Source organism: Streptomyces sp. NPDC056361 (assembly GCF_042262805.1).
Lineage (GTDB): Bacteria > Actinomycetota > Actinomycetes > Streptomycetales > Streptomycetaceae > Streptomyces.
Genome location: NZ_JBHJQI010000294.1, coordinates 1 through 3,408, shown reverse-complemented (window position 1 = coordinate 3,408; position 3,408 = coordinate 1). Strand labels below are relative to the sequence as shown.

The 3,408-nt window shown below is 68.9% G+C and carries 3 protein-coding genes; all 3 read left to right on the top strand.

The features are described from left to right. Positions 1–37 precede the first annotated feature (37 nt). From ACFCY7_RS40215 to ACFCY7_RS40205, 3 genes are read left to right on the top strand one after another with little or no spacing between them, the layout of a single operon-like run. Positions 38–1,036, top strand: coding sequence for an ABC transporter permease (locus tag ACFCY7_RS40215; RefSeq protein ID WP_376491040.1), 999 nt, complete (start codon positions 38–40; stop codon positions 1,034–1,036). After that, a complete protein-coding gene (locus ACFCY7_RS40210; RefSeq protein WP_376491038.1) occupies positions 1,033–2,136 on the top strand; it encodes an ABC transporter ATP-binding protein in 1,104 nt (367 codons plus the stop codon). Before ACFCY7_RS40215 ends, ACFCY7_RS40210 begins: the two co-directional genes overlap by 4 nt. Positions 2,137–2,144: 8 nt before the next feature. Continuing rightward, on the top strand, positions 2,145–3,368 hold the full coding sequence (locus ACFCY7_RS40205; protein ID WP_376491039.1) for an ABC transporter ATP-binding protein: 1,224 nt from the start codon (positions 2,145–2,147) through the stop codon (positions 3,366–3,368). Positions 3,369–3,408: the final 40 nt, after the last annotated feature.

Genomic DNA, 3,408 nt, shown 5'->3' with positions numbered 1-3,408 from the left:
CCCGATCGGGTTCCCCGGCCGCCGACCGGCCGACCGCATGCTTGCATACATAATCCGGCGACTCTTCGCAGTCGTCGTGATGCTGCTCGTCGTCACGCTCGTGACGCTCAGCATCTTCTTCCTCATCCCCAAGATGACCGGCAGCGACCCTGCCGCGATGTTCGTCGGCAAGCAGGCGGATCCGGCTTCCATCGAGGCCGTCCGGCAGAAGCTGGGCCTGGACGAGCCGATCCTGGTGCAGTTCTGGCACTTCGTCTCCGGCATCTTCGTCGGCCGGGACTACACCGGCGGCGGCGACACGATCCACTGCGCCGCGCCGTGCTTCGGCTACTCGTTCCGCACCGAGCAGGACGTCTCGACGATGCTCGTCGACGCGTTCCCGGTCACCCTGTCCATGGTCATCGGCGCCGCCGTGCTGTGGCTGGTGCTCGGCGTCTCCACGGGCGTGGTCTCCGCGCTCAAGCGGGGCACGATCGTCGACCGTGCGGCGATGATCACCGCGCTGGCCGGCGTCTCGCTCCCCATCTTCTTCACGGCCATGCTGGCGATGCTCGTCTTCCGCACCCAGCTGGGCTGGCTCAACGCCAGCTACGTACCGATCACCGAGTCCTTCGGCGGCTGGTTCGGCGGCCTGCTCCTGCCGTGGGTCACCCTCGCCTTCCTGTACGCGGCGATGTACGCGCGGCTCACCCGCGCCACCATGCTGGAGGTCCTCGGCGAGGACTACATCCGCACCGCCCGGGCCAAGGGCCTGCCGGAGTCCGTCGTGCTCGGCAAGCACGCCATGCGCTCCACCATGACCCCGATCCTGACCATCTTCGGCATGGACCTCGGCGCCCTCGTCGGCGGCGCGATCCTGACGGAGACCGCGTTCAGCCTGCACGGCCTCGGCGGCCTCGCCATCAAGGGCGTGAGCGAGCGCGACCTGCCGCTGATCCTGGCCGTCACCCTCATCACCGCCGCGTGCGTCGTCATCGCGAACCTCGTGGTGGACCTGCTGTACGCGGTGATCGACCCCCGAGTGAGGCTCGCATGACGGACAAGCTGACGAAGACGGGCGCGGCGGTGGGAGAACCCGTCGCCACCGGCTCCGCCCCCTCCGACGCGTTCCTCGACGTCCGCGACCTGAAGATCCACTTCCCGACCGACGACGGTCTGGTCAAGTCGGTCGACGGCCTCAGCTTCCAGCTGGAGAAGGGCAAGACCCTCGGCATCGTGGGCGAGTCCGGCTCCGGCAAGTCGGTCACCTCGCTCGGCATCATGGGCCTCCACACGGTCGGCCAGTACGGCCGCCAGAAGGCGCGGATCTCCGGCGAGATCTGGCTGAACGGCCGCGAGCTGCTCTCCGCGGACCCGGAGCAGGTCCGCCGGATGCGCGGCCGCGAGATGGCGATGATCTTCCAGGACCCGCTGTCCGCGATGCACCCGTACTACTCGGTCGGCCACCAGATCGTGGAGGCGTACCGCGTCCACAACAACGTGGACAAGAAGACCGCGCGGCGCCGGGCCGTCGAACTCCTCGACCGGGTCGGCATCCCCGAGCCCGACAAGCGGTTCGACAACTACCCGCACGAGTTCTCGGGCGGCATGCGCCAGCGCGCGATGATCGCCATGGCGCTCGTCAACAACCCCGAACTGCTCATCGCCGACGAGCCGACCACCGCGCTCGACGTCACCGTGCAGGCCCAGATCCTCGACCTGATGCGGGACCTCCAGAAGGAGTTCGGCTCCGCGGTCGTCATCATCACCCACGACCTCGGCGTCGTCGCCGAGCTCGCCGACGACATCCTCGTCATGTACGGCGGGCGCTGTGTCGAACGAGGCCCGGCCGAGTCCGTCTTCTACGAGCCGCAGCACCCCTACACCTGGGGCCTGCTCGGCTCGATGCCGAGGATCGACCGCGACCAGACCGACCGGCTCATCCCGGTCAAGGGCAACCCGCCCAGCCTCATCAACATCCCGAGCGGCTGCGCCTTCAACCCCCGCTGCCCGTACGCGGACGTCCCCAAGGGCGGCATCACCCGCACCCAGCGGCCCGAACTGGCCCTGGCCGGAGAGCGCCACTACTCGGCCTGCCACATGCCGCAGGAGGAGCGCACCCGCATCTGGACCGAAGAGATTGCGCCGAAACTGTGAGCGACAACATGGAACCCCTGCTCAGGGTCAGCGGCCTGAAGAAGCACTTCCCCATCAAGAAGGGGCTTCTCCAGCGCCAGACGGGCGCGGTCAAGGCGGTCGACGGGATCGACTTCGAGGTCTACCCCGGTGAGACCCTCGGCGTCGTCGGCGAGTCCGGCTGCGGCAAGTCCACGATGGGCCGGCTCATCACCCGGCTCCTCGAACCCACCGACGGCACCGTCGAGTTCCAGGGCACGGACATCTCCCACCTCGGCGTCGCGGGCATGCGGCCGCTCCGCCGGGACATCCAGATGATCTTCCAGGACCCGTACGGCTCGCTGAACCCGCGCCACACGGTCGGCACGATCGTCTCCGCGCCGTTCAAGCTCCAGGGCGTCGAGCCCGAGGGCGGCGTGAAGAAGGAGGTCCAGCGCCTCCTCGGCCTGGTGGGCCTCAACCCCGAGCACTACAACCGCTACCCGCACGAGTTCTCCGGCGGCCAGCGCCAGCGCATCGGCATCGCCCGCGCGCTCGCCCTCAAGCCGAAGCTCGTCGTCGCGGACGAGCCCGTCTCCGCCCTGGACGTCTCCATCCAGGCGCAGGTGGTCAACCTCCTGGACGACCTCCAGCAGGAGCTCGGCCTCACGTACGTGATCATCGCGCACGACCTCTCGGTCATCCGGCACGTCTCGGACCGCATCGCCGTCATGTACCTCGGCAAGGTCGTCGAGCTCGCGGACCGCAAGTCGCTGTACGAGAACCCGATGCACCCGTACACCCGCGCCCTGATGTCGGCGGTCCCCATCCCGGACCCCCGCCGCCGCGGCGCCAAGAACGAGCGCATCCTCCTCACCGGCGACGTCCCGTCCCCGATCGCCCCGCCCCCGGGCTGCCGCTTCCACACCCGCTGCTGGAAGGCCACCGACCTCTGCCGGACCCAGGAGCCGCCGCTCATCGAGCTCCGCCCCGGCCAGCGCGTCGCCTGCCACCACCCGGAGAACGCGGACTCCCTGACGGTGCCCGCCCAGCGCGAGTCGGTCGAGGTCGCGATCACCCCGAAGCCGGAGCCGACGGAGCCGGTGTCGGAAGAGCCGGTGTCGAAGGCGCCGGTGTCGAAGGACCAGGAGTCGACCGATCCGGAGTCGGAAGCCGTCGAGCCGGAGGCCGCCGATTCGGCGGAGCCGGTGGAGGCCGACGCGGAGGCCGAGGCCTCCGAGCCCGCCGCCGAGGACGACGCGGTTAATTTTTGACACATTGTTGGTTTTGTTGGAAGTTTTTAGTGTAGTTGTC

Excerpts from the sequence above, each read along its gene's own strand:
- ACFCY7_RS40215 (WP_376491040.1), top strand. The coding sequence starts at position 38 with ATGCTTGCATACATAATCCGGCGACTCTTCGCAGTCGTCGTGATGCTG.
- ACFCY7_RS40210 (WP_376491038.1), top strand. The coding sequence starts at position 1,033 with ATGACGGACAAGCTGACGAAGACGGGCGCGGCGGTGGGAGAACCCGTC.
- ACFCY7_RS40205 (WP_376491039.1), top strand. The coding sequence starts at position 2,145 with ATGGAACCCCTGCTCAGGGTCAGCGGCCTGAAGAAGCACTTCCCCATC.